The sequence below is a fragment of the Streptacidiphilus sp. P02-A3a genome (assembly GCF_014084105.1).
Lineage (GTDB): Bacteria > Actinomycetota > Actinomycetes > Streptomycetales > Streptomycetaceae > Streptacidiphilus.
In genome coordinates this window covers 2,308,257-2,333,768 of the sequence record NZ_CP048289.1, presented here as the reverse complement: position 1 = coordinate 2,333,768, position 25,512 = coordinate 2,308,257, and the positions used below count along the sequence as shown (strand labels likewise).

20 protein-coding genes are annotated in these 25,512 nt (G+C 72.4%); 9 read left to right on the top strand and 11 right to left on the bottom strand.

Annotated elements, in window-relative coordinates; all coding sequences use genetic code 11:
• Nucleotides 1–28 precede the first annotated feature (28 nt).
• From GXP74_RS10455 to hisD, 4 genes are read right to left on the bottom strand one after another with little or no spacing between them, the layout of a single operon-like run.
• Nucleotides 29–193 carry a hypothetical protein gene (locus GXP74_RS10455; RefSeq protein ID WP_182456970.1) on the bottom strand — a complete coding sequence of 55 codons (165 nt, stop codon included), beginning with the start codon at nucleotides 191–193 and terminating at the stop codon, nucleotides 29–31.
• 3 nt (nucleotides 194–196) lie between these two features.
• Nucleotides 197–790, bottom strand: coding sequence for an imidazoleglycerol-phosphate dehydratase HisB (hisB, locus tag GXP74_RS10450; RefSeq protein WP_182451216.1), 594 nt, complete (start codon nucleotides 788–790; stop codon nucleotides 197–199).
• Between the two features lie 34 nt (nucleotides 791–824).
• Nucleotides 825–1,937 carry a histidinol-phosphate transaminase gene (locus GXP74_RS10445; RefSeq protein ID WP_182451215.1) on the bottom strand — a complete coding sequence of 371 codons (1,113 nt, stop codon included), beginning with the start codon at nucleotides 1,935–1,937 and terminating at the stop codon, nucleotides 825–827.
• Nucleotides 1,934–3,256, bottom strand: a complete 1,323-nt coding sequence (hisD, locus tag GXP74_RS10440) for a histidinol dehydrogenase (RefSeq protein WP_182451214.1) — start codon at nucleotides 3,254–3,256, stop codon at nucleotides 1,934–1,936. The genes GXP74_RS10445 and hisD overlap by 4 nt, the downstream gene beginning before the upstream one ends.
• 131 nt (nucleotides 3,257–3,387) lie before the next feature.
• Here hisD and GXP74_RS10435 point away from each other — a divergent pair, with 131 nt between their 5' ends.
• Nucleotides 3,388–4,098 (top strand): LON peptidase substrate-binding domain-containing protein, encoded by a 711-nt coding sequence (locus GXP74_RS10435; RefSeq protein ID WP_182451213.1) that lies wholly within the window; start codon nucleotides 3,388–3,390, stop codon nucleotides 4,096–4,098.
• Between the two features lie 11 nt (nucleotides 4,099–4,109).
• Here the strand turns inward: GXP74_RS10435 and GXP74_RS10430 are convergent, their stop codons facing one another.
• Nucleotides 4,110–4,874 (bottom strand): hypothetical protein, encoded by a 765-nt coding sequence (locus GXP74_RS10430; RefSeq protein WP_182451212.1) that lies wholly within the window; start codon nucleotides 4,872–4,874, stop codon nucleotides 4,110–4,112.
• 187 nt (nucleotides 4,875–5,061) lie between these two features.
• Between GXP74_RS10430 and GXP74_RS10425 the strand changes: the two genes are divergently transcribed.
• From GXP74_RS10425 to GXP74_RS10410, 4 genes are all read left to right on the top strand, one after another.
• Nucleotides 5,062–6,282 carry an NYN domain-containing protein gene (locus GXP74_RS10425; protein WP_182451211.1) on the top strand — a complete coding sequence of 407 codons (1,221 nt, stop codon included), beginning with the start codon at nucleotides 5,062–5,064 and terminating at the stop codon, nucleotides 6,280–6,282.
• A 26-nt stretch (nucleotides 6,283–6,308) separates the two neighbouring features.
• Nucleotides 6,309–7,298 (top strand): ABC transporter ATP-binding protein, encoded by a 990-nt coding sequence (locus GXP74_RS10420; protein ID WP_182456348.1) that lies wholly within the window; start codon nucleotides 6,309–6,311, stop codon nucleotides 7,296–7,298.
• Nucleotides 7,299–7,368: 70 nt separating this feature from the next.
• Nucleotides 7,369–8,166: an ABC transporter permease gene (locus GXP74_RS10415; RefSeq protein WP_182451210.1), complete on the top strand. Its 798-nt coding sequence runs from the start codon at nucleotides 7,369–7,371 to the stop codon at nucleotides 8,164–8,166.
• 21 nt (nucleotides 8,167–8,187) lie between these two features.
• Nucleotides 8,188–8,967, top strand: a complete 780-nt coding sequence (locus GXP74_RS10410; RefSeq protein ID WP_182451209.1) for a hypothetical protein — start codon at nucleotides 8,188–8,190, stop codon at nucleotides 8,965–8,967.
• Nucleotides 8,968–9,011: 44 nt separating this feature from the next.
• Here GXP74_RS10410 and GXP74_RS10405 read toward each other — a convergent pair whose 3' ends face one another.
• Nucleotides 9,012–9,908 carry a peptidase S1 gene (locus GXP74_RS10405; RefSeq protein ID WP_182451208.1) on the bottom strand — a complete coding sequence of 299 codons (897 nt, stop codon included), beginning with the start codon at nucleotides 9,906–9,908 and terminating at the stop codon, nucleotides 9,012–9,014.
• Between the two features lie 274 nt (nucleotides 9,909–10,182).
• On the opposite strand from GXP74_RS10405, the gene dnaE reads away from it, so the two are divergent.
• The 4 genes from dnaE (at nucleotide 10,183) to GXP74_RS10385 (ending at nucleotide 16,156) form a co-directional block, all read left to right on the top strand.
• Nucleotides 10,183–13,743 carry a DNA polymerase III subunit alpha gene (gene dnaE / locus GXP74_RS10400; protein WP_182451207.1) on the top strand — a complete coding sequence of 1,187 codons (3,561 nt, stop codon included), beginning with the start codon at nucleotides 10,183–10,185 and terminating at the stop codon, nucleotides 13,741–13,743.
• A gap of 175 nt (nucleotides 13,744–13,918) precedes the next feature.
• Nucleotides 13,919–14,407, top strand: coding sequence for an SPW repeat protein (locus GXP74_RS10395; protein WP_182451206.1), 489 nt, complete (start codon nucleotides 13,919–13,921; stop codon nucleotides 14,405–14,407).
• 173 nt (nucleotides 14,408–14,580) lie between these two features.
• Complete coding sequence (locus GXP74_RS10390) at nucleotides 14,581–15,255, top strand: hypothetical protein (RefSeq protein WP_182451205.1); 675 nt, start codon at nucleotides 14,581–14,583, stop codon at nucleotides 15,253–15,255.
• A gap of 79 nt (nucleotides 15,256–15,334) precedes the next feature.
• Nucleotides 15,335–16,156, top strand: coding sequence for a thioredoxin domain-containing protein (locus tag GXP74_RS10385; RefSeq protein WP_182451204.1), 822 nt, complete (start codon nucleotides 15,335–15,337; stop codon nucleotides 16,154–16,156).
• Nucleotides 16,157–16,183: 27 nt separating this feature from the next.
• On the opposite strand, the gene GXP74_RS10380 is transcribed toward GXP74_RS10385, so the two are convergent.
• The 5 genes from GXP74_RS10380 to lspA all read right to left on the bottom strand — a co-directional run bounded on the left by GXP74_RS10380 (nucleotide 16,184) and on the right by lspA (nucleotide 25,398).
• On the bottom strand, nucleotides 16,184–17,689 hold the full coding sequence (locus GXP74_RS10380) for a M1 family metallopeptidase (RefSeq protein ID WP_225447840.1): 1,506 nt from the start codon (nucleotides 17,687–17,689) through the stop codon (nucleotides 16,184–16,186).
• Nucleotides 17,690–17,747: 58 nt separating this feature from the next.
• Nucleotides 17,748–21,611 carry a Pls/PosA family non-ribosomal peptide synthetase gene (locus GXP74_RS10375; protein ID WP_182451203.1) on the bottom strand — a complete coding sequence of 1,288 codons (3,864 nt, stop codon included), beginning with the start codon at nucleotides 21,609–21,611 and terminating at the stop codon, nucleotides 17,748–17,750.
• 495 nt (nucleotides 21,612–22,106) lie between these two features.
• Nucleotides 22,107–23,699: a Na+/H+ antiporter gene (locus tag GXP74_RS10370; protein WP_182451202.1), complete on the bottom strand. Its 1,593-nt coding sequence runs from the start codon at nucleotides 23,697–23,699 to the stop codon at nucleotides 22,107–22,109.
• Nucleotides 23,700–23,826: 127 nt separating this feature from the next.
• Nucleotides 23,827–24,765 (bottom strand): RluA family pseudouridine synthase, encoded by a 939-nt coding sequence (locus tag GXP74_RS10365; RefSeq protein ID WP_182451201.1) that lies wholly within the window; start codon nucleotides 24,763–24,765, stop codon nucleotides 23,827–23,829.
• Nucleotides 24,766–24,807: 42 nt separating this feature from the next.
• Complete coding sequence (gene lspA, locus GXP74_RS10360; RefSeq protein ID WP_370468409.1) at nucleotides 24,808–25,398, bottom strand: signal peptidase II; 591 nt, start codon at nucleotides 25,396–25,398, stop codon at nucleotides 24,808–24,810.
• Between the last annotated feature and the right edge of the window lie 114 nt (nucleotides 25,399–25,512).

Below are 25,512 nucleotides of genomic sequence, written 5' to 3'. Positions count from 1 at the left end.
AGGTCCTTAGGTGAGGAGGGGGTGGGGGTCACATCAGCTTCATGACGCCGGTCGCGAAGCACATCAGCCCGGCCAGCGCGAGCAGCACGACCACGCCCTTGGAGAGCTTCTGCTTCCAGAACGAGTAGGCCCCGCCTATCAGGAAGAGTCCGGCGAAGATCAGGATGTAGACGAAGCCGTTCATGTGGCTCATGGCTTACAGGGCGCCCTTGGTCGACGGGAGGATCCCGGCCGCTCGCGGGTCCAGCTCGCTGGCGTACCGCAGCGCCCGGGCGAGCGCCTTGAACTGGCACTCGACAATGTGGTGGGCATTGCGTCCATACGGTACGTGGACGTGCAGGGCGATCTGCGCCTGGGCTACGAATGACTCCAGGATGTGCCGGGTCATGGTGGTGTCGTAGGCGCCGATCATCGGCGCCATGCCCTCGGGCTCGGTGTGCACCAGGTAGGGGCGGCCGGACAGGTCGACGGTCACCTGGGCGAGCGACTCGTCCAGCGGGACGGTGCAGTTGCCGAAGCGGTAGATGCCCACCTTGTCGCCGAGGGCCTGCTTGAAGGCCGCGCCCAGGGCGAGCGCGGTGTCCTCGATCGTGTGGTGGGTGTCGATGTGCAGGTCGCCGTCGGTCTTGACGGTGAGGTCGAACAGGCCGTGGCGGCCGAGCTGGTCCAGCATGTGGTCGTAGAAGCCGACACCGGTGCTGATGTCCGTCCGGCCGTGCCCGTCGAGGTCGATCTCGACCTTGACGGAGGTCTCCTTGGTGGTGCGCTCCACGCGCCCTATGCGGGTCATTCGGTCTCGGACTCCAGACTGATTCTCGGTGACGCTAGTTCTTGGTGACGCCGGAGTTCTTGGTGACGACGCGGACCGCGTCGAGGAAGGCGTCGTTCTCCGCGGGCGTCCCCGCGGTGACCCGGAGCCAGCCGGGGACGCCGTTGTCGCGGACCAGCACGCCGTGGTCGAGGATCGCCTGCCAGACCCCGTGGCTGTCCTGGAACTCGCCGAACTGCACGAAGTTGGCGTCCGAGTCGGTGACCGCGAGACCCATCGCGCGCAGCTCGGTGACGATCCGGTCGCGCTCCCGCTTGAGCCGGTCCACGTAGCCGAGCAGGGTGTCGGTGAACTCCAGCGCGGCCAGCGCGGTCGCCTGGGTGACCGAGGACAGGTGGTAGGGCAGCCGGACCAGTTGCACCGCGTCCACCACCGCCGGGTCGGCGGCGAGGTAGCCGAGCCGCAGCCCGGCCGCGCCGAAGGCCTTGGACATGGTGCGGGTGACCACCAGCAGCGGGCGGCCCTCGATCAGCGGCAGCAGCGAGGGCTGGTGCGAGAACTCGGTGTACGCCTCGTCGACGATCACCAGCGTCGGCTTGACCGCCTGCGCGGCCTGGTACAGCGCCAGCACGGTCTCCCGGGCGACGGCGGTGCCGGTGGGATTGTTCGGCGAGCAGACGAAGAGCACGTCCGGGCGCCGCTCGGCGATGGCCGCGAGCGCGGCGTCCAGGTCGACGGTGAAGTCGGCGTTGCGCGGGCCCTGGCTCCAGCCGGTGCCGGTGCCGCGCGAGATCAGGTCGTGCATCTGGTACGTCGGGGAGAAGCCCAGCGCGCTGCGGCCGGGGCCGCCGAAGGTCTGCAGCAGCTGCTGCAGGATCTCGTTGGAGCCGTTGGCGGCCCAGACCTGCTCCCGGCGGACCGGGTGCCCGGTGCTCCGGGTCAGGTAGTCGGCCAGGCCCTGGCGCAGCTCGACGGCGTCCCGGTCGGGGTAGCGGTTGAGGCCGCGGGCGGCCTCGGCGACCCGCTCGGCGATCCGCGCGACCAGCGCCTCGGGCAGCGGGTACGGGTTCTCGTTGGTGTTCAGCAGGACCGGGACGTCCAGTTGCGGGGCGCCGTACGGCGACTTGCCCTTGAGCTCGTCGCGGATGGGAAGGTCGTCGATCCTCATGCGTCCGGCTCCGATGCCTCAGGGACTGTCCAGTCGAAGCGGGCGCGCACGGCGGCGCCGTGCCCGGGCAGGTCCTCGGCGTCGGCGAGGGTGACCACGTGCCCGGCGACCTCGGCCAGGGCCTCGCGGCTGTACTCGACCACGTGGATCCCGCGCAGGAAGGACTGCACGCTCAGGCCGGAGGAGTGGCAGGCGCAGCCGCCGGTCGGCAGCACGTGGTTGGACCCGGCCGCGTAGTCGCCGAGCGAGACCGGCGCGTAGGCGCCGACGAAGACCGCGCCCGCGTTGCGGACCCGGGCGGCGACGGCGGCGGCGTCGGCGGTCTGGATCTCCAGGTGCTCGGCGGCGTAGGCGTTGACCACCTCCAGGCCCTGCTCCAGCGAGTCGACCAGGACGATGCCGGACTGGCGTCCGCCCAGCGACTCGGTGATCCGCTCGCTGTGCTTGGTGGCGGCGACCTGGCCCGGCAGTTCGGCGGCGACCGCGTCGGCCAGCTCGACCGAGTCGGTGACCAGCACCGAGGCGGCCATCGGGTCGTGCTCGGCCTGGCTGATCAGGTCGGCGGCGACGTGCACCGGGTCGGCGGTGGCGTCGGCGAGGATCGCGATCTCGGTCGGCCCGGCCTCGGCGTCGATCCCGATGACGCCCTTGAGCAGCCGCTTGGCGGCGGCGACCCAGATGTTGCCGGGGCCGGTGACCAGGTTGACCGGGTGGCAGGAGCCCGCGCCGTAGGCGAACATCGCCACCGCCTGGGCGCCGCCGACCGCATACACCTCGTCCACGCCGAGCAGCGCGCAGGCGGCCAGGATGGTCGGGTGCGGCAGGCCGCCGAACTCCTTCTGCGGCGGCGAGGACAGCGCCAGCGAGGTGACCCCGGCCTCCTGCGCCGGGACCACGTTCATCACAACGGATGACGGGTAGACGGCGAGTCCGCCGGGCACGTACAGGCCGACCCGGTCGACCGGGACCCAGCGCTCGCTGACCGTGCCACCGGGCACGACCTGGGTGGTGTGGTCGGTCCGGCGCTGCGCGCGGTGGACCAGCCTGGCCCGCCGGATGGACTCCTCCAGCGCGGCCCTGACCTTGGGGTCGAGCTGGGCGAGGGCGTCGTCGATGGCCGCCCGCGGCACCCGGATGTCGTCCAGCCGTACCCCGTCGAAGCGCTCGGTGATCTCGATCAGCGCCGCGACGCCGCGATGGCGGACGTCCTCGCAGATCGGCCGCACCTTGTCCAGGGCGGCCTCGACGTCGAACTCGGCTCGCGGCAGCTTGCCGCGCAGGTCTTCGGTGGAGCCTCGGAGGTCGATTCGCGAAATCACAGCTTCAGTGTACGGAGCCACCGCAGGCCACGTTGGTGCTGACCATTCTCTGGGACACCGCGTGGACACCCCCGGTGACCGGTTCGGGCCTGCGGCCGGACGGAGGCCTTCTTGGCCGTACTCTTACGCCCGTGACGGAACGGCTCCCCCTCTTTCCCCTCGGCACGGTGCTCTACCCGGGCCTGGTGCTGCCCCTGTCGGCCTTCGAGGAGCGCTACCGCCGTCTGGTCGCGGACCTGCTCGCGGGCCCCGAGCCGTACCGCTTCGGCGTGGTGGCGATCCGCGACGGCCAGGAGGTGGCCCCCACCGGCGTCGAGGGCGGCAACCCGGCGCTGGCCGGGCTCGGCGCGGACCCGGCGCGGTCGCTGTTCGACGTGGGCTGCACCGCCGAGGTCGCCTCCGCCGAGTCCCGCCCGGACGGCGGCTACGACCTGCTGGTGACCGGGACCACCCGGTTCCGCACGCTGTCGTACGACACCTCGGGCCCCTACCTGACCGCCGAGGTGGAGCGGGTGGTGGAGGAGGCCGGGCCGGAGGCCGGGGCGCTGGCGCAGGGCGTGGAGCGGACCTTCCGGGCGTACCAGCGGCGACTGGCGGGGGCCCGCGAGGCCAGCGTCGCCGGGGTGCAGGAGCTGCCGGACGATCCGATGGTGCTGTCGTACCTGGTGGCCGCCGCGTCCGTGCTGACCCTGCGGGACAAGCAGCGGCTGCTCGCCGCGGACACCGCCAGCACCCGGCTGACCGCCGAGCTGGAGCTGCTGCGGCGGGAGACGGCGGTACTGGCCAAACTGCCCTCGCTGCCGGCGGTGGAGCTGGCCCGGCAGACCTTCCACCCGAACTGAGTGGGCCGGGCCTAGGGGTTCACCTCGACCTGCACCTGTTGCGAGGCGGCCGCGGCGGACCAGAAGGTGGCCGGGGAGACCCACAGGTAGGTGCCGGTCCGGGCGGCCCGGACGGTCACCGACACGTTCCCGGCGCTGTTGGCCTTGGTGGTGGCCACCACCTTGGTCCTGGCGCAGCTCGGCACCGTGCAGAACTCCAGCAGCGCCTTCGCGCCGGGGTTGGCGACCATCTGCTGGGTCTTCCAGTCCGGCTTCAGCAGCTGCCCGCTGACCGAGAACGGCTGCCCCTTGGCCACCGGCGTGGTCGCTCCGTAGAGGGTGGCCGTCACCTGCTTGAGGATCTTGAACCGCCCGGCCTTCTCCGCGGTGCGCTTGTCGCCGTCGTTGGCGTTGGCGGTGGCCTGGACGAACCAGGACCCGGCCATGTCGTCGTAGATCTGCCGCTTGGGGACGCTCACCGAGGAGGTCCCGGTGCACACCGAGACGGTCTTCGAGGTGGCCCGGCAGCTCGCCTTCGAGGGCACCAGGATGCCGTAGTTGGCGCTCCAGATGCCGATGCTGTCGACCGACTTGATCCCGGACTTGTCCTCGGCGGTGACCGTGAAGCCGAAGTCCGCGCTGCCGGAGGCGCCGAGCACGATCGGTTTCCCGCCGTTGACGACCACGCTCAGGATTCTCGTGTCACCGTGCGAGGCCTGCTGCTGGATCGACGGCAGCAGGATCCCGCCCACAGCGAGGACTCCCGACACCAGCAGCACGGCTGAACGTCTGCGCATGGTCTGCAAGCACCTGTTTCTACTGCCGGCTGGTCCCCCGGACGGACGCCATTGTCCCCCGTACGGGTCGGATACCTGGCCATCGGGCTGGGTATGGGCATCGGAACAGCTCGGCGGAGGGATCACCCGGTCCGCCCGGCCGCGTCGCGACAGCTGACTGATTGCCGAACGGAACGAGGTGCTGCACGTGGACCGCTGCGTCGTCCTGGTGGATGCCGGCTACCTGCTCGGCGCTGCCGCGAGCCTGCTGGCCGGGGAGAGCTCGCGTTCACGGATCGCGGTGGAGCACGCCGAGCTGATCCGGCTGCTGCGGGAGCGGGCCGAGGCGGAGACCGGGCTGCCGCTGCTGCGCATCTACTGGTTCGACGCCGCCCCCGACCGAAGACCGATGCCCGACCACCGGCGACTGCGGGTGATGCCCAGGGTCACCGTCCGCCTGGGGGCGCTCACCCGGGCCGACGGCCGGATGGTGCAGAAGGGCGTGGACGCCGCGATGCACGCGGAGCTGTCGGAGCTGGCCCGCAACCGGGCCTGCGCCGACGTGGTGCTGGTCACCGGCGACGGCGACCTGCTGCCGGGGATGACCGCCGCCAAGGACTACGGCGTGGCGGTGCACCTGTGGGCGGTCCAGGCCGCCGACGGCGACTTCAACCAGTCCGAGGACCTGGTCGCCGAGGCGGACGAGCGCCGGGTGCTGGACCGGGAGTGGATCACCTGCTCGATCCGGGCCAAGGAGCCGGTGGCGACCTGCGCCCCGGCCGATCCGCGCCCCGACATCGCCAAGATCCTGTCCGCGCCGCGCCCGGTGGAACCGGCCCCGGACGCCACGGCCGAGCTGGCCGAGCTCTCCGGGCCCGGCCGCCCGGAGCTGGCCGAGCCGCACGAGCGCGCCCCGGAGGACAAGCCCGCGCCGCACAAGGTGCCGACGCCCAAGGAGATCGCCGCCGGGATCGGCGCCGGGCGGCCCGCGCCCGCGCCGCCCCCGGCCACCCCGTCCACCCTGCGCTGGTCCTCCGACCGGGGCTGGGTCGACCGGCTCGGCGACAGCGGCCCCGGCGACTCGCTGCCGACGCTCGCCCAGCTCACCACCGCCGAACAGAAGTGGGCGGACCGGGAGGAGGACATCACCACCGTCGGCGGCGACCCGACCGAGGTCGGCCAGGTCTTCGCCCGGCGCTGGACCGAGCGCCTCGGCGACCCGGCCCGGCTGTCCGGGCTGTGGAGCGACTACCCGCGGGTGCCGCACCGGGTCGACGGCGAGCTGCTGCGCTACGCCGCCCGGTTCGGACTGCTGGCGCACAAGGACGACCAGATCGACGAGCACGACCGTTACGCCATCCGCGCGGGTTTCTGGCGGGAGATCGCCACCCGCGTCCCCGGGGGTGAGGGCGCGGGAGTGGAGGGCTAGCCTCCGCTGTATCGTCGTCGCCTGTGATGCGCAGCGAGAACGCCGGTACCGACGACGACTGCTGCCGCGTCCGCGACCTCGTCAAGGACTACCGCACCGGGCGCGGCGCCAAGGCGCGGACCGTGCACGCCAACGCCGGGATCTCGCTGGACGTGCGGCGCGGCGAGGTGTTCGGACTGCTCGGGCCGAACGGCGCCGGGAAGTCCACGCTGGTGCGCCAGCTGACCGGGCTGCTGCGGCCCGACAGCGGCAGCATCGACGTCCTCGGGCACGACATCGTGCGCCACCCGGAGCTGGCCTCGCGGCTGCTGGCGTACCTCGGCCAGGAGTCCACCGCGCTGGACGAGCTGACCGTGTCGCTGGCGGTGGAGAGCACCGCCCGGCTGCGTGGCCTGGGCCTCGCCCAGGCCCGGGCCGCCCGCGACGCGGTGCTGGCCGAGCTGGGGCTCGAACCGCTGGCGGCGCGCCCGCTGGCCAAGCTCTCCGGCGGGCAGCGGCGGCTGGCCTGCTTCGCCACCGCGCTGGTCGGCGAGCGCCCGCTGCTGGTCCTGGACGAGCCCACCACCGGCATGGACCCGGTCGCCCGGCGGTCGGTCTGGGCGGCCGTCGAGCGCCGCCGCGCCGCCAGCGGCACCACCGTGATCCTGGTCACCCACAACGTGATCGAGGCGGAGACGGTGCTGGACCGGGTCGCGGTGGTGGACGAGGGCCGGATCATCGCCTGCGACACGCCCGGCGGCCTGAAGACCCTGGTCGACGGCGACGTCCGGCTGGACCTGGTGTGGCGCGAGGAGCCGCCGCTGGGCCTGCCGCTGGTGGCCGCACTGGCCGGACGCGCCGTACGCTCGGGACGGCGCTGGACGGTCCGGGCCGACCCGGACGAGGCGCGGGAGCTGGTCGCGCAGGTCACCTCCGGCCCGGCCTTCGCCGCCCTGGACGACTTCTCGCTGAGCACGCCCAGTCTGGAGGACGTCTACCTGCTGCTCGGCGGACGCCACGAAGGACTCGCGAAATGACCGAAGAAGCCGACCCCATCGAAGGCCCCGACCCCACCGAAGACCTCGAAGCCCCGGGAAGACACGCGACATGACTACGGCCACCACCGCCGTCGCACCGGCCGGGCTCGCCCCCCGCGCCGAGCTGCTGTCCTCGCTGGACGCGGTCTACCGGGCGCAGCTCTCCCGGGCCCGGGTCTCCCGGATCCCGCTGCTGTTCGTGGCGGTCTTCCAGTCGCTCGGGATCATGGTGATGATGCGCGGCGTGGTCGGCACCGGACCCGCCGACACCGGGGCGGCACGGGACGTCGTCGCCGGGTCGAGCGTGCTGGTGGTGGCCTTCGTCGCGCTGAACCTGCTGGCGCAGTACTTCGGTCGGCTGCGCGCCTCCGGCGGGCTCGACCACTACGCGACGCTGCCGGTCCCGGCGGCCTCGGTGGTGCTCGGCACGGCGGCGGCGTACGCCTCGTTCACCGTCCCGGGGACGCTGCTGACGGCGGCGGCGGGCTGCGCGCTGTTCCAGCTGTCCTGGGTGCACCTGTGGGTGCTGCTGCTGGTGGTGCCGCTGTCCGGGGCGGCGCTGTCGGGGGTCGGCGCGGCCTGCGGGCTGCTGGCGAACCGGCAGGAGATCGCCACCCTGCTGGGCCAGCTGGGGATGTCGGCGGCGCTGCTGCTGGGCGTGCTGCCGCCGGGCCACCTGCCGGAGGCGGTCCGCTGGATCCGCGACCTGCTGCCCTCCACCTACGGCGTGGACGCGCTGGCGCGGAGCTTCGCCGGGCGCCCGGACTGGGCCGCGGTCGGCGCCGATCTGGGGGTCTGCGCGGCCGTCGGAGTGATCTCACTGGCACTGTCGACCTGGGCCTACCGACGTGCGGCGACCCGGAGCTGAGGTCCGTGGGACGATGACGCGGTGACCGCACCCGACATCCACCCCGAGACCGCGCCCGAGGCCCACCAGCGGTCCCGGTCGTACGCCCTGCGGACCGAGCTGCTGATCGGCGCCGCGCTGCTGGCGGGCTCCGCCCTGCTGGGGCTGCTGATGGGCCTGATCTGGCACTGGGTGGCTCCCACGGTGCCGCTGTACGCGGACAGCCAGGCCATCTACCTGCTGAATCCCGAGGGTGAGCAGTCCATCGCCGCCGACATGTACTTCGGCGTCATCGGCCTGGTCTGCGGCCTGGTCACCGGCGGTCTGGCCTACTGGCGCAGCCGCGCCCGCGAGGGCGGCCTGGGGGTGGTCCTCGGCCTGGCGCTGGGCGGCCTGCTCGGCGGCTACCTCGCCTGGAAGCTGGGCGTGGCCCTCGGCCCGAGCTCCAACATCTTCGCCACCGCCAAGTCGGTGCCGCTCGGCCGCACCTTCCACGGCCCGCTGGCGCTGACCGCCAAGGCGGTGCTGCTGGCCTGGCCGGCCGCCGCGCTGCTCGCGCTGGTCGCGCTGACCGGCCTGTTCACCCCGAAGCCGGTCACCGAGGTCACCCTCTGGGGCCCGCCCACGGCCGACGCGCCCGCCGGGACGCCCGCCGGGACGCCCGGGGCGGGACCCGACGCCGGGCCGGACGCCGTACCCCCCGTGGCACCCGCCGAGGCGCCCGACGTCACCCGCGTCCAGAGCCGCGGCGACGGCCACGACCCGCTGCGCAAGCCCGACAGCGGCAGCGGTGACAGCGGCGGCAGCGGCGACACGCCGTAGCCCGGCCCGGGGCGCGCGGGGTCACCGCGCGCCCCCAGCAGCGCTCAGGAGAACGCGAGCTCGGTGACCCTGGAGGCCTCCTCGACCCAACCGGCGCTGAGGCCGCCCTCCTTGACCCAGGCCACGCCGTCGTCCTTCACCACGCCGATCCGGTTGCCGGACAGCGCGATCTGGATGACGTTCCCGGCCTGGTCGACCCAGCCGGCGCTGAGCCCGCCCTCCTTGACGTACGCCTGGCCCTGGTCCTTGAGCACCCCGATCCGGTTGCCGGAGAGCTCCAGCTGGACGACACCGGCGGCCTCGTCGACCCAGGCCGCGCTCAGCCCGCCCTCCTTCACGAACGCGCCGCCGTCGCCCTTGAGCACGCCGATCCGGTTGCCGGAGAGCCGGATCCGCTTGACGTCGCCCGCCTCGTTGACCCAGCCGGCGCCCAGCCCGCCCTCCTTGACGTACGCCTCGCCGTTGCCCTGGACCACGCCGATCCGGTTGCCGGAGAGCTCCAGGTCGGTGACGTTCCCGGTCTGCTGGACCCAGCCCGCGCTCAGCCCGCCCTCCTTCACCCAGGCGACGCCGTTGCCCTGGACCACGCCGATCCGGTTGCCGGACAGCGCCAGCTGCTTGACGTTCGCGGACTCACGGACCCAGCCCGCGCTCAGCCCGCCCTCCTTGACCCAGGCGACGCCGTTGTCCTCCAGCACGCCGATCCGGTCGCCGGCGAGCACGACCTGCTTGACGTTCCCGGACTCCAGGACCCAGGGCGCGCTCAGCCCGCCCTCCTTGACGTTCGCGTCGCCGTTGCCCTGGACGATGCCGATCCGGTTGCCGCCGTCGCCCGACACGCTCCGCAGTCGGCCGGTGGCGGCGGTCGCGACCGCCGAACTCGCCACCGTCGCCCCGGCGACCAGCGCCGCCACCGCCATCAGCCCTGCCGACTTCCTCATGGGATCCTCCTGACGAAGAGGCCCGCCACGCGGAGCGCGTGCCACGGGCAGGCCGGGGCACCGGCGACGCGGCGCCGGACACCCGACCACGGACACCCTAGGCCACCACTCGGACACATTCGGTAGCCATCCGCGCCGCCGCCGCGTCTCCCACCCGAACGATGACTCCGCCTCCGCGCCGCCCGATCGGGGCGCGCTCGCCGACGCCCGGCGAGTCGTGGGGCGGGCGGGACTAAAGTGGGTGCCTCCCCCAGTCCGCGAACCAGGAGACCCCGTGGCCGACAGCTTCGTTCACCTGCATGTACACACCGAGTACTCGATGCTGGACGGAGCTGCCAAGAACGGCAAGCTGATCGCCGAGGTCGAGCGCCAGGGCATGCCCGCGGTGGCCATGTCGGACCACGGGAACATGTTCGGCGCCTACGAGTTCTTCCAGACCGCCAAGAAGACCGGCGGGGTCAAGCCGATCATCGGCATCGAGGCGTACGTGGCGCCCGAGTCCCGGTTCCACAAGAAGCAGGTGTTCTGGGCCCCCGGCGGGCAGCGGGTGGCCAGCGCCGACGGCGAGGGCGGCAAGGACGTCTCCGGCGGCGGCCGCTACACCCACATGACCATGTGGGCGCAGAACGCCGAGGGCCTGCGGAACCTGTTCAAGCTCTCCTCGCTGGCGTCGATGGAGGGCTACTACATGAAGCCCCGGATGGACCGCGAGCTGATCGCCGCCAACGCCAAGGGAATCATCGCCACCACCGGCTGCCCCTCCGGCGAGGTGCAGACCCGGCTGCGCCTCGGCCAGTACGACGAGGCGGTCAAGGCCGCCGACGCCTACCAGCAGATCTTCGGCAAGGAGAACTACTTCCTGGAGCTGATGGACCACGGCCTCGACATCGAGCGCGGCGTCCGCGAGGACCTGCTGCGGCTGGCGAAGGCGCTGGACATCCCGCTGCTGGCGACCAACGACTCGCACTACGTCACCGAGGACCAGGCCGACGCCCACGACAACCTGCTGTGCGTGGGCGTGGGCAAGAACAAGGACGACCCGAACCGGTTCAAGTTCAACGGCTCCGGCTACTACATCAAGACCTCCGAGGAGATGCGCGAGCTGTTCCGGGAGCTGCCGGAGGCCTGCGACAACACCCTGGCGATCGCCGAGCGGATCGAGCCCTACGACGAGGTGTTCACCTACGTCGACCGGATGCCGCAGTTCGACGTGCCGGAGGGGGAGACCCAGGCGTCCTGGCTCCGGCACAAGATCGCCGAGGGGCTCCCCCGGCGCTACGGCGACGCCCCGAGCCAGGAGGTGCTGGACCGGATCGAGCTGGAGATGGGCGTCATCTCCCCGATGGGGTTCGACGCCTACTTCCTCGTGGTCGCCGACATCTGCCAGTACGCCCGCGACAACGGCATCCCGGTCGGCCCCGGTCGTGGCTCCGCGGCCGGTTCGATCGTGGCGTACCTGACCCGGATCACCGAACTCGACCCGCTCGAACACGATCTGCTGTTCGAGCGGTTCCTCAACCCGGAGCGGATCAACCCGCCCGACGTCGACATCGACTTCGACGACCGCCAGCGCGACCAGATGGTCCGCTACGTCACCGAGAAGTACGGCGAGGCCTACACCGCGCAGGTCAACACCTTCGGCACGATCAAGGCCAAGGCCGCGGTCAAGGACGCCAACCGGATCCTCGGTTACCCCTTCTCCATGGGCGACCGGATCACCAAGGCGATGCCGCCGGACGTGATGGGCAAGGGCGTCCCGCTGTACGCGCTGTTCGACGAGTCGCACCCGCGGTACTCCGAGGGCGGCGAGATCCGGGCGATGTACGAGAACGAGCCCGACGTCAAGAAGATCATCGACACCGGCAAGGGCATCGAGGGCCTGACCCGGGGCACCGGCGTGCACGCCGCCGCGGTGATCCTCTCCTCCGTCCCGCTGCTCGACCTGATCCCGCTGCACAAGCGGGACAAGGACGGGGTGATCATCACCGGCTTCTCGTACCCGCAGTGCGAGGACATGGGCCTGATCAAGATGGACTTCCTGGGTCTGCGGAACCTGGGCATCATCGACCACGCCATCAAGATCATCAAGGCCAACCGGGGCGTCGCGGTCGACACCGAGAAGATCCCGCTCGACGACCCGGTCACCTACGACCTGCTGGCGCGCGGCGACACCCTGGGCGTGTTCCAGCTGGACGGCGGGCCCATGCGGGCGCTGCTGAAGCTGATGAAGCCGACCGAGTTCGCCGACATCTCCGCCGTCTCGGCGCTGTACCGGCCGGGCCCGATGGGCATGAACTCGCACACCAACTACGCGCTCCGCAAGAACGCCATGCAGGAGATCACCCCGATCCACCCGGAGTTGGAGGAGCCGCTCAAGGACGTCCTCGGCCCCACCTACGGCCTGATCGTCTACCAGGAGCAGGTGCAGCGCGCGGCGCAGGTGCTGGCCGGCTACAGCCTGGGACAGGCCGACCTGCTCCGCCGGGCCATGGGCAAGAAGAAGAAGGAGGTCCTGGAGCAGGAGTTCGTGCCCTTCCACGCGGGCTGCAAGGAGCGCGGCTACTCGGACGAGGCGATCCAGGCGGTGTGGGACGTGCTGGTCCCGTTCGCCGGGTACGCCTTCAACAAGTCGCACTCCGCCGCGTACGGGCTGGTCTCCTACTGGACCGCCTACCTCAAGGCCAACTACCCGGCCGAGTACATGGCCGGGCTGCTCACGTCGGTGTCCGACGACAAGGACAAGATGGCGATCTACCTCGCCGAGTGCCGCCGACTGGGCATCAAGATCCTCTCCCCGGACGTCAACGAGTCGGTGGTCGACTTCACCGCCGTCGGCGACTCGGTCCGCTTCGGCCTGAAGGCGGTCCGCAACGTCGGCGTGCCGGTGATCGAATCCCTGGTCAAGTCCCGGGCCGAGAAGGGGAAGTACTCCTCCTTCGCGGACTTCCTGGACAAGGTCGAGCTGGTGGTCTGCAACAAGCGCACGGTGGACTCGCTGATCAAGGCCGGGGCCTTCGACTCGCTCGGGCACACCCGGCAGAGCCTGGTGGCGGTCTGCGAGACCGCCATCGACTCGGTCACCAGCCTGAAGAAGCAGCAGGCCATCGGGCAGGACGACCTGTTCGGCTCGATGGACTCCAGCACCGACGACTCCCCCTCGATCGGCCTGGACTTCACCCTCGACGACCGCGAGTGGCCGCGCAAGCACCTGCTCAGCCTGGAGCGGGAGATGCTGGGCCTGTACGTCTCCAGCCACCCGCTGGACGGCGCCGAGCACATCCTGTCCCGCAACCGCGACACCTCCATCGCGGAACTGCTCGGCTCCGGCCGGACCGAGGGCTTCGTCAAGCTCTGCGGGCTGATCACCTCGGTGGACCGGCGGATCAACAAGGCCGGGAACCCCTGGGCGATCATCACCATCGCCGACCGCGACGGCTCGGTGGAGGTGCTGTACTTCCCCAAGGCGTACCAGCTGGTGGCGCACGAGCTGATCGAGGACAACGTGATCTCGGTCCGCGGGCGGCTGAACGAGCGGGACGGCGCGATCAGCATCTTTGGTGAGGAGATGCAGCCGGTCGACATCTCCTCGGCCGAGCACGGCGGCAAGCCTCCGATCCAGCTGAACATCCCGGAGCGCAAGATCAACCCCAAGCTGGTGGCCGAGCTCAAGCGCACCATGCGGGCGCACCCGGGCGACGTGCCGGTGCGGCTGCTGATGTCCGGGCACGAGCGGAACGTGCTGTTCGAACTGGGCTTCCTGGTCGATCCGGAGAGCGGCTTCGCCAGTGACATCAAGGGCCTGCTCGGCCCCGGGGTCTGGGCCGCGACGGCCTGATCCCGACCGGCCCGGCCACGGCCCGGCTCCCGCCCCGAACCACGGGAGCGGAGCCGGGCCGTCCGTTTTGATCACAATTCGAACACGATGGCCGGTTCGGGTGTCAGTCGGCTCCGCCGGGGTACTGCCTCAGTCAGATGACGGAATGTCCCCTTACAGGGAGGAAGCGACCACTATGTCCGACATCTCCAACCGGCCAACCCATGACATCAGTCGCCACCCGGACGTGCCCGAGATGCAGGAGCGGTTCGAGCGCCTGCTGCACGTCAGGGAGGACAGCGCGCTGGACAGCGCGGTGCTGCTGACCGGCGTGTACGCGGCGATCTCGCCTTGGGTCGTGCACTTCAGCAGCTCCAACCCGGACCTGCGGACGAACAACCTGATCGTCGGACTGATGATCGCCGTCTACGGTCTGGGGCTCACCCTCGCGCCGGAGCGGATGACCAGGCTCGGCTGGGCCTGCGCCGCGATGGGCGTCTGGATGATCATCTCGCCCTGGGTCGTCACCATCGGCCACAGCCCGACCCACGGAATGATCTGGAACAACGTGGCGATCGGTGCGGTGGCGCTGGTCCTCGGCGCGGGCAGTTCGGCCATCCGGATGGCCACCGGCCGGGCCGCGAAGAGAACCCACACCATGAGCAGTGCCCACACCAGCACCTGACGGGCTCCGCTCCCCCACCCCCGTCCCCCGCGCGCCCCCGGACCGCGCGGGGGACCGCCCGTGCCCGGCCCGGATCCTCACGAAGTCCTCATCCGCTCCTCAGCGACCTTCCGGCCCCCCGCTCGTCATACCGTGCGAGGATTGTCCGGTTCCCCAGCCGAGGAGTGCCCTCCGTGACCACCCGTGCGACACCGCTGCTCGCGGTTCTGCGCGCGCTGGTGTTCACCGTGCTCGCGGTGACCGTGTCCAGCGGTACGCACGTGCTGATGACCACGGTGCCGCTGCCCTGGCCGACCGTCCTCGGCGCCGGGGCGGCCAGCTTCGTGCTGGCGCTGCTGCTCGGGCGGCGCGAGCGCTCGTACGCCGCCATCGCCGCGCTGCTGGTCCCGTTGGAGCTGGGGCTGGACACGCTGTTCACCGACGGCCAGGCGAACTGCTACCGGATCACCGGGCAGGGGCCGCTGCTCGGCCCCTGGCACTCGGTCAACACCCTCTTCTGCGGCAGCACCGCCCCGACCGAGCTGCCGCACGCTCCCGGCGGCGGCCTCGCGCCCTGGCTGGTCCTGGCCGCGCACCTGCTGCTGGGACTGGTCGCCGCCTGGTGGCTGCGCCGGGGCGAGGCCGCGGCCTTCCGGTTGCTCCGGGCGACCGGCGCGCGGGCCCTGCTGCTCGCCGCCCCGCTGCGGCGGGCGCTGCGGCTGGTGCTGGCGGCGCTGACGAGCGACTGGCGGCCACCGCCTCCGTCCCGCCGCCCACCGCTGCGGATCGACGCCCCGGGACGCCCCCGGTTGCGGCACACCCTGGCCCGTCGCGGGCCGCCGTCGGCGCCGCGCACGGTCTGCTGCTGACCCGGTAGTCCTCTCCCGGCAGTGGTCAGCCGTGCGTTCGCGCCCCTTTTCCGGCACCGCGACGTGACAGGACATCCCCATGAGCATCAAGCACCCCCAGCCCAAGACCGAGCAGCCCACGACCGAGCAGCCCACGAGCGACCGGCCCGGGGGCGACGCCCGCGCCCGGGTGGCCGAGGCCCGGGCCGCCGAGGCGCTGCGGCGCCGCCGCCGCAAGGGCCTGATCGTCGGCGCCGCGGCCGTCGCCGTGATCGTCGCCGGGACCGGTATCGGCATCGCCGTGCAGGACTCCCGGACCACCTCCAACGCGCCCTACGTGGCCCCCGCCAACGCCGACGGCACGGTGATCGTCTACGGCAACCCGAACGCCAAGAACACGCTCCAGGTCTACGAGGACTTCCGCTGCCCGATCTGCGACGAGCTGGAGAAGTCGGCGGGCCCGGCGATCCAGGCGCTGGCGGACAAGGGCACGTACAAGATCGAGTACCACATGGCCACGTTCCTGGACGGCAACCTCGGCGGCAACGGCTCGGCCGTGGCGCTGAACGCCGCGGCGGCGGCGCTGAACGAGGGCACCGCCACGTTCAAGGCCTTCCACGACGAGCTCTACGCCAACCAGCCGCCGGAGACCAGCGACGGCTTCAACAGCACCGCCGAGATGCTGAAACTGGCCGCGAAGGTCCCCGGTCTGGTCACCCCGGCCTTCACCAAGGCGGTCCAGGACAACACCTACGGGCCGTGGGTGACCAAGGTGTCCGACGCCTTCAACACCAGCGGGGTGACCGGCACGCCCACGCTCAAGCTCAACGGCACGCAGCTCAACGTGTTCTCCGCGAGCGGCACCCCGGTCACCCAGGCCCAGTTCACAGCGGTGGTGGACGCCGCGCTGGCCGGCAAGTAGCGGGCGCCGGGCCGGTGGTGGCCGCGCTCAGGGGTGCTGCCCCCAGCGCGGCCACCGCCGCCGCTCCGGCGCGGCGACCGGTACCGGCGCGGCCACCAGCTCGACCACAGCCTCGGGCCCGGTCCGGATCTCCGGCTGCGGCTGCGGCTGCGGCTCCGGCTCCGGCTCCGGCTCCGGCTCCGGCTCGACCGGGGGCTCGGGTGCGGCCGCCGGTTCCGGCAGCGGCGGCAGCTCGGGCCGGTACAGCCAGGCGTTGAAGAAGGCGTGCAGCGGCTCGGCGGTGTGGCTCTGGGCGCGGGCGGTGAAGTCCGCCGTGGTGACCACCCCGCCCCGGTGCTCGCCCGTCCACTCGCGCAGCAGCGCGAAGAAGGCCGGGTCGCCGAGGACCGTCCGCAGGGCGTGCACGGCCACCCCGCCGCGCCGGTAGAGCCGGTCGTCGAACATCAGCTTGCGGCCCGGGTCGGCGAGCACCAGGTCCTGCGGCAGCCCGGCCAGCCGGGCGTGCGAGTCGGCCGCGAGCTCGGCCGCGCCGGGCCCGCCGCAGTGCTCGGACCAGAGCCACTCGGCGTACTTGGCCAGTCCCTCGTTCAGCCAGATGTGCCGCCAGTCGGCGACGGTGACGCTGTTGCCGAACCACTGGTGCGCCAGCTCGTGCGCCACCAGCCGCTCCGAACCGCGGCGCCCGTCCACGTGGTTGGCGCCGAAGGTGGACAGGCCCTGGGCCTCGACCGGGACGTCCAGTTCCTCGTCGGTCACCACCACCGCGTACTCGCCGAAGGGGTAGGGCCCGAACAGCTCGGTGAACAGGGTCATCATCTGCGGCTGCCGACCCAGGTCGGTCAGGCAGTCGGCGACCAGCCGGGCCGGGGCGTAGACGGTCTGCGGCACCGGCCCGGCCGCCAGCGGGAGCTCCTGGTAGCGGCCGATCTGGACGGTGGCCAGGTAGCTGGCGCCGGGCGCGGGCTGCTCGTACACCCAGGTCGTGGTTCCGGCCCGGGTGGTGCGGGTGAGCAGCCGCCCGTTGGCGACCACGGTGTAGACGCTGGGCGCGGTCACCGAGACCTGGTACGCGGCCTTGTCCGCGGGCCGGTCGTTGCACGGGTACCAGGAGGGCGCGCCGATCGGCTGGCTGGCGACCAGCGAGCCGTCCTCCAGCTCCTCCCAGCCGAGCCCGCCCCACTCGCTGCGGACCGGGCGCGGGTTGCCGCTGTAGTGCACCTCGACGGTGAACGCCGCGCCCGCCCGCAGCGCCCGGGCCGGGCGCAGCCGCAGCTTGCCCGCGCGGTGGTTCCAGCGCGCGGGCCGTCCGTCGACCAGGACCCGGGTGATCCGGAAGTCGGCGAAGTCCAGCGCCGCCTCGGCCAGCGGCTCGGCCCCGGCGACGCAGGTCAGCCGGGCGCTCCCGGCCAGCCGGTTGGGGCCGGGCCGGTAGTCCAGGGCGAGTTCGTAGCGGTGGACGTGGAAACGGGGGTCGCCGTGGGTGGGGAAGTACGGGTCGGCGGACAGCCGGGCCGACTGCTTGGGGCTGTTCAACGCTGATCTGCTCCGACGTGGTCCGGGGTTGCCGCGACTGGGGACTGACCGCACCGGGTCAGGTGCGTGGCCAGGCGGCGATCGGGTTGCCGAGCCAGCGGCTGTCCGCGGGCACGGTCTCGCCGCGCATCACCAGGGATGCCGGGCCGAGGGTGGTCCGGGCCCCGATCGTGGTCCCCGGCAGGACGATACCGTGCGGGCCGAGCGTCGCACCCTCCTGGAGCACCACCGAATCCATCCGCATGATCCGGTCGTGGAACAGGTGGGTCTGCACCACGCAGCCGCGGTTGATGCTGACCCCGTCACCGAGGGTGACCAGGTCGGCCTCGGGCAGCCAGTAGCTCTCGCACCACACGCCGCGGCCGATCCGGGCGCCGAGGCCGCGCAGCCACAGGTTCATCAGCGGGGTGCCGGGGACGGCGTTCAGCAGCCAGGGCGCGGCCAGCACCTCGGTGAAGGTGTCGGCGAGCTCGTCGCGCCAGACGTGGCCGCTCCACAGCGGGTGCTCGACGGCGGTGAACCGGCCGATCAGCAGCCACTTGGCGGTGAGCGAGACCAGGCAGGCGAGCAGCCCGGCGGCGAGCAGCACCGCGCCGGAGAGCAGCCCGGCCACGGCGTAGCCCTGGCTCCGGGCCAGCTCCCGCAGCACCGCCAGCACGCCGAGGGCGAGCCCGACCGACAGCATCACCGGGACCAGCCGCAGCGACTCGACCAGGCCGCGCTGCCAGCGGAGCCCGACCGAGGGGGCATAGGTCAGGCCCTGGTCGGCGGAGTCGGCGCGGCGGGGCAGCTTCATCGGCGGCATGCCGAGGTAGGAGCTGCCCTTCTTGGCCTTCTTGGGGGTGGCCGAGAGCACCCCGACCAGGCCCCGGTCGGGGACGCTGCGGCCGGGCGCGGTCATCCCGGAGTTGCCGAGGAAGGCGCGCTCGCCGATCTCGGCGGCGTCGATCCGCAGCCAGCCGCCGCCGAGTTCGTAGGGGGCGATCAGGGTGTCGTCGGCGAGGAAGGCACCGTCGCCGACGGTGGTCATGGACGGCAGCGCGAGCACGGTGGAGGCCTCGACGCCGTGGCCGACCTTCATCCCGAGCGCCCGCAGCCAGACCGGGGTGAGGCTGCTGGCGTAGAGCGGGAAGAGGCTGCCCCGGGCGAGGTCCATCAGCTGGATCACGGTCCAGGCCTGCCAGGCGGTGCGGCTGTGCAGGGCGTGGTGGCCGGTGCGCAGGCCGAGGCTGAGCAGCCGGACCGCGACCAGGATCAGCAGCGCGTAGGTGAGCGCGCCGGTGAGGGTGGCCAGCGGGACCGCGAGCAGCATGCCGGGCCACGGCGAGGCGGGCCACAGCGCGGCCAGCACGCCGATCCCGGCGGCGGCGGCGACCAGCGGCAGCAGGGTCAGGCCGATCCCGCCGGCGCCGTACATCAGCGCCCAGCGGGCCTTGCGGGGCGGGCGCTGCTCGGGCCAGTTGTGGTTGGCCCGGCCGGTCTTGGCGGCGGGCGCGCCGGCCCAGCGCTGGCCGGTGGGGACCTGGCCGGTGACCGCGGATCCGGCGACGATCTCGGCGCGCTTGCCGACCCGGGCGCCGGGGAACAGGATGCTGCGGGTGCCGACGGTGGCGCCCGCGCCGACCCGGACCGGGCCGAGGTGCAGCACGTCGCCGTCCAGCCACCAGCCGGAGAGGTCGGTCTCGGCCTCGACCGCGCAGCCCTTGCCGAGCCGCAGCCAGCCGGTGACCGGCGGCAGGGTGTGCAGGTCCACGTCGTCGCCGACCTTGCCGCCGAGCGCCCGGGCGTAGCGGACCAGCCAGGAGCCGGACAGCGCGGTGGCGCCGCTGAGCTCGGCCAGCCGTTCGGCGGCCCACAGCCGCAGGTGCGCGCTGCCGCCGCGCGGGTGGTCGCCGGGCTGGACGCCGCGCAGCAGCAGCCGGGCGCCCCCGGCGGCGATGGCGATCCGTCCGGGCGGGGTCCACAGCACGGCCGCGGCGGCGGCGATCCCCCACCAGGAGGTGGTCGGCTGCCAGCCGAGGACGTCGCAGAGCGCGGCCAGCACCACGGTCCAGCGCAGGCCGACGACGGTCAGCAGCGGGAGGGTGAGCAGCAGCTGCACGGCTCCGGCGCGGCGCGGGGTGGGCACCACCTCGCGGACCGCGGCGTCGTCCTGGCTGCCGGCCGCGAGCCGGGCGGCGAGGGCGCTCAGCACCGGGTACTGGTAGATGTCGCTGACGGCGGCGTGCGGGTAGCGCCGCCGGATCAGGGTGACCAGCTGGGCGGCGCCGAGGCTGCTGCCGCCGCTGGCGAAGAAGTCGGCCCGGGCGCTGCCGACGGGCACGCCGAGCACCTCGCTCCACTGCTCGGCGAGCCAGGCCTCGGTGCCGTAGAGCTGTTCGGCGGCGCCGACCTGGTCGAGCGCGGGCAGCGGCCAGGGCAGGGCGTTCCGGTCGACCTTGCCGGAGGTGCGCACCGGCAGCTCGTCGACCTGGGTGAGCAGCGGGACCATGGCGGACGGCAGCTCGGCGCGGAGCCGGGCGACGGCGGCCTCGTGGTCGAAGTCGGGGGTGGTGGCCAGGTAGCCGACCAGCAGCTGGTTGCCGCCGCGGGCGGTGCGGACGGCGGCGGCGGCGCCGGTGACGCCGGTGAGCGACTGGAGCACTGCGTCGACCTCGCCGAGCTCGATCCGGCGTCCGCCGAGTTTGACCTGCTCGTCGGCGCGGCCGAGGAAGACCAGGCCCTCGGGCTGGGCCAGTACCAGGTCGCCGCTGCGGTAGGCGCGCTCCCAGCCGGTGGACTCCAGCGGGGCGTACTTCTCCGCGTCCTTGACCGGGTCGAGGTAGCGGGCGAGGCCGACGCCGCCGATGACCAGCTGGCCGCTCTCGCCCATCGGGACGACCTGTCCCGCGGCGTCGACGACGGCGAGCTCCCAGCCGTCCAGCGGCAGGCCGATCCGGACCGGGGCGCGGCCGGTGAGCGGGGCGGCGCAGGCGACCACGGTGGCCTCGGTCGGGCCGTAGGTGTTCCACACCTCGCGGCCCTCGGTGGCGAGGCGTTCGGCCAGCTCCGGCGGGCAGGCCTCACCGCCGAAGATCAGCAGCCGGACGTCGCCGAGGGCGTCGGCGGGCCAGAGCGCGGCCAGGGTGGGCACCGTGGAGACCGCGGTGATCTCCTGCTCGACCAGCCAGGGGCCGAGGTCGGCGCCGCTGCGGACCCGCGCCCTGGGGACGGTGACCAGGCAGGCGCCGTAGCGCCAGGCCAGCCACATCTCCTCGCAGGAGGCGTCGAAGGCGACCGACAGCCCGGCCATCACCCGGTCGCCCGGGCCCAGCGGCTCCTCCTGCTGGAACAGCGCGGCCTCGGCGTCGACGAAGGCGGCGGCGTTGCGGTGGGTGACCGCGACGCCCTTGGGCTTGCCGGTGGAGCCGGAGGTGAAGATGATCCAGGCGTCGTCGCCGGTGCCGGGGCGGCCGGGGCGGCCGTGCGGCTCGGCGACCGGGGTGACCAGCCGCTCGGCGCCGACGACCGCGCAGACGGCGGCCTCGCCGAAGACCAGCGCGGCCCGCTCGTCCGGGTCCTCGGCGTCGACCGGCACGTAGGCGGCACCCGCGGCGAGGACGGCGAGGATCGCCACGTAGAGGTCGGCGGTGCCGGAGGGCACCCGGATCCCGACCCGGTCGCCGACCCCGACCCCGGCCGCGGCGAGGGCGGCGCGCAGGGTGTCGACCTCGGCGGCGAGGGCGCGGTAGCTCAGCACGGTGCTGCCGTCGTCCAGCGCGGGCTCGTTCGGGTGGTCCCGGGTGGTGGCGTCGAGGATGTCCAGCAGGGTGCGCGGCTCCGGAGCCGGGGCTCCGGAGAACAGGGCGAGCCCGCTGGGTGCGGCGTCGAGCTCCACCGTGGAGTCCTGCCCCACCGTGGAGTGGCGTACGGCCGTGGTCATGGGTCCTCATCTCGTCAACGACCCGGTCGATGCTACTTCGCTTGCGGCGTCGGCGACATCGGACTGGGGCTCACAACGGCGGCCTGGCAGAGTATTTCTGACGCACCATCAAGACATAGGGGCGTTGCCGCCGCTCATCCTTGACGGCTCGTCAGCTGTTTCTGACCGACCGTCACCAGAATTTCGAAGTGAGACCCACGACACACCGCGAGCACCCCTCATCGTGGACGTTATATCGACATAAGCTATAAATATAACAAATATTTACAACCCTGGCAAACCCGGACAAGAAGCCGCACCCAGCCACACCCGCTGCTCACCCCCAGCTGTGACCGAGAGCCCGAAGCACGTGAGTTCCGGCCTGCCCTGCCCCTCCCACCAGCTGCGTGCCTGGACCAGGTACCGGACACTGGCCCACGACCCTTCCGAGTCGTGCAGGATCATGCGGAATGGCAGCGCACCTGCCTCCGCTGAGCGCACCGGCCGCGAGGCGGCTCAGCGGCGGGTGCTGCGGAGGTCGAGTTTGCGGATCACCCGGTCGACCAGCTCCGGATCGGAGCCCGGTTCCATCCGGGCCTCCTGCATCTCCTGGCGCCCGGCGGCCAGCATCTGCTGCTCCACTTCGGTGAACCGGCGGACCCGGCGGCGGCGCTCGCGCAGCTCGCGCATCTGCTCCTCGTCGTAGAGGTCGGGACGGTGCCGGGCGAGCAGGTCGGTCTGCCGCTGGCGGAGCCGGTCCACCAGGTCGTCCGGCAGGTCCTCGGCCGCCGCCAGCTCCTTCAGCCGTCGCAGCCCGGCCTTGGAGGCCCGGTACCAGAGCTGGCGCTCCGCCGCGTCCTCCGCGTCCTGATCCCGGCTCAGGCCCAGCGCGCGGACCACCAGCGGCAGCGTCAACCCCTGGACCAGCAGCGTGAACAGCACCACCGAGAAGGCCACGAAGATGATCTCCGGGCGCTGCGGGAACGGCGCGCCGCCGTCGACCGTGAACGGGACGGCCAGCGCCAGCGCCACCGAGGCCACCCCGCGCATCCCCGACCACCACAGCACCGTCGACTCGCGCCAGCCGATCGGCGCCGCCTCCTCGCGCCGACCGCGCGCCCGGTCCCAGCTGTCGGTGACCCACGCCCCGGGCAGCAGCCAGACCAACCGGACGCCGACCACCACCACGATCACCAGTACCGCGTCGCCCAGCATCGCGGTCCAGTGCTTGCCGACGGTGCTGAGCACACTGCTCAGCTCCAGGCCGATCAGACCGAAGGCCATCCCGGAGATCAGCAGCTCCACCACGTCCCAGAAGGCCTCGCCGACCAGCCGGTAGCCGACGTCGTCGGCGCCCACCGCCTGGTCGTTGATCCACAGCGAGCAGGCCAGCACCGCCAGCACCCCGGAGCCGTGCAGCTCGTCCGCCAGCAGGTACGCCGCGTAGGGCACCAGCAGGCTCAGCGCCACCTGTAGCGTCGGGTCGTGCAGCAGCGCCATCACCTTCCCGCTGAGCCAGCCCAGGCCCACCCCGATGACCACCGCCAGCACCGCCGACAGCACCAGCCGCTCGGCCGCCCCCAGCGTCGAGAACTCGCCCTTGACCGCGGCGTCCACCGCCAGCCCGTACACCACCAGCGCGGTGACGTCGTTGAACAGGCCCTCGGTCTCCAGGATGCCCATCAGCCGCCGCGGCAGCCCGACGCTGCCGGCCACCGCCGCCGCCGCGATCGGGTCCGGCGGCGAGACCAGCGCGCCCAGCGCCACCGCCGCGCTGACCGGCAGCGCCGGGATGATCCAGTGGCAGGCCAGTGCCACCGCCGCCGTGGTCACCAGCACCAGCAGCACCGCCAGCAGCAGGATCACCCGCAGGTTGGACCGGAAGTAGCTGACGGTGGACCGCTGCGCGGCGGCGTAGATCAGCGGCGGCAGCACCAGCGGCAGGATCAGCTCCGGCGGGACGGTGATGCTGGGCACGAACCACAGCACCGCCATCACGATGCCGATCAGCGTCATCAGCACCGGCTGCGGCACTCCCACCCGCTCCGCGACGGGGGTGCTGATGATGGCGAACAGCAGGACCACGAAGAGGAGGATCAGCTGCGCCATCGCCGCCGGACGCCCCTTCCCTCGGGGCTCCGGTCCGGAGCCCTGTCGGGATCAGCCTGCCAGCGCTCGGCGCGGCGTGCGGTGCGCTGTACCGCCGTCCAGGTAGCGGGCGGTCCCGGGGCCCGTCCTAGCTCTCGGAGCTGATGATCTCCAGCGCGCGGGTCAGGTCCTCCGGGTACTCGGTGCGGAACACCACCCACTCCCCGGTGGCCGGGTGCTCGAAGCCGAGCTCCACCGCGTGCAGCCACTGCCGGGTCAGGCCGAGCCGCTTGGCCAGGGTCGGGTCCGCGCCGTAGGTCAGGTCGCCGACGCAGGGGTGGCGCAGCGCCGACATGTGCACCCGGATCTGATGGGTGCGGCCGGTCTCCAGCTTGATGTCCAGCAGCGAGGCCGCCCGGTACGCCTCGATCAGGTCGTAGTGGGTGACCGAGGGCTTGCCGTTGGCGACCACGGCCCACTTCCAGTCGCTGCTGGGGTGGCGGTCGATGGGCGCGTCCACCGTCCCGGACATCGGGTCGGGGTGGCCCTGGACCAGGGCGTTGTACTTCTTCTCCACCACCCGGTCACGGAACTGCTGCTTGAGCGAGGTGTAGGCGGCCTCGGACTTGGCCACCGCCATCAGCCCGGAGGTGCCGACGTCCAGCCGGTGCACCACGCCCTGCCGCTCGGAGGCGCCGGAGGTGGAGATCCGGTACCCGGCACCGGCGAGGCCGCCGATGACGGTCGGCCCGGTCCAGCCGGGGCTGGGATGGGCGGCCACCCCCACCGGCTTGTTGACCACCACGATGTGTTCATCGTCATAGACGATCGACATGTTGTCGATGCGCTCGGCGACGATCTGGACCGGCGCGGGCGGGGCCGGGAGCTCGACCTCCATCCAGGACCCGGCGATGACCCGGTCGGACTTGCCGACGGCCGAACCGTCCACGGTGACCTTGCCCTCGGCCGCCAGTTCGGCCGCCTTGGTACGGGAGAACCCGAACATGCGGGCGATGGCGGCGTCGACACGCTCGCCTTCGAGGCCGTCGGGTACGGGCAGGCTGCGGAGCTGGGGATCGGTGGTCACCGTCCGAGTATGCCGGATCGCGGCGGCCCCGACCGACCGGCATCAGTCCTGCTGGTCGCCCCGCGGCCGCGGCTCGGACTGCTCCGGCTTCGGCTCGCCCTGCACCGAGCCGTCCGGGTTGGTGCCCAGGAAGGAGAGGATGACCACCAGGATGCCGCCGCAGACGATCGCCGAGTCGGCCAGGTTGAACACCGCGAAGTGCTTCACCGAGATGAAGTCCACCACCGCGCCGCGGAACACGGCGGGCGCGCGGAAGATCCGGTCGGTGAGGTTGCCGAAGGCCCCGCCCAGCAGCAGCCCGAGCGCGATCGCCCAGGGCAGGCTGTAGAGCTTGCGGGCGAGCCGGCAGATGACCACGACCACGGTGGTCGCGATGATCGTGAACACGATCGTCATCGCCGCGCCCATACCGAAGGCCGCGCCCGGGTTCCGGGTGGCCTGGAGCATCACCCAGTCACCCAGGATGTGGATCGGGTTGTGGTACTCCAGGCGGGCGACCACCAGCAGCTTGCTGCCGAGGTCGAGCAGGTACGCGGCCAGTGCCACGGTCAGCAGGACGCCGACACGGCGCCCGCGGCGCCCGGGAGCCACGGCCGGCTCCGCGCCGTCGGCGGCCGGGGTGGACCCACCCACCGGGGCCTTCTGGAAACCTGGGGTACTGATGATGCGCTCCGCTGCGGCGAGTCGAGTCGAGTGGACCTTCGTCCTTGAGCCTACGGTACGACGCCTCCCCCCGGAGGAGGGGCC